The sequence below is a fragment of the Streptomyces sp. AP-93 genome, from assembly GCF_022808175.1.
Lineage (GTDB): Bacteria > Actinomycetota > Actinomycetes > Streptomycetales > Streptomycetaceae > Streptomyces.
In genome coordinates, this window is the sequence record NZ_JALGBX010000082.1 from 1 (window position 1) to 600 (window position 600).

The window sequence follows — 600 nt, forward strand, 5'->3', positions numbered from 1 at the left end:
TGCGGAAGGCCGGCCGCCGCAGACTCGTCGAACTCATCCGCCCCAAGGCCCCACGCATGGCCGTCCGGCTGATCGACGACGTCTTCAACGCTCTCGAGGAACAGACCGTCGTGGTCCCGGGAACCGGCACCCTCGACATCGTGATCCCGTCCCTTGCCGCATCCCTCGGGGCGGTTCACGACCAGCGCCGGGCCTTGGAAGCGCAGATCAGCACCCTGCTGGAGGCTCACCCTCTTCACCCGGTCCTGACCTCGATGCCGGGAGTCGGAGTCAGGACCGCCGCCGTCCTGCTGGTCACCGTCGGCGACGGCACCAGTTTTCCCAGCGCCGCCCACCTCGCCTCCTACGCCGGCCTCGCCCCGACGACGAAATCGTCCGGGACCTCGATCCACGGCGAACACGCACCACGAGGCGGAAACCGGCAGCTCAAACGCGCCATGTTCCTCTCCGCCTTCGCCTGCATGAACGCCGACCCCGCCTCCCGCACCTACTACGACCGGCAACGAGCCCGCGGCAAAACCCACACCCAAGCCCTCCTCCGCCTCGCCCGCCAACGCATCAGCGTCCTGTTCGCCATGCTCCGAGACGGCACCTTCTACG

The 600-nt window shown here is 68.5% G+C and carries 1 protein-coding gene; it reads left to right on the forward strand.

What is annotated here, in order from left to right; all coding sequences use genetic code 11:
• The coding region (locus MTF69_RS42685; protein ID WP_243342217.1) for a transposase at window positions 1–600 on the forward strand (600 nt) is incomplete at both ends.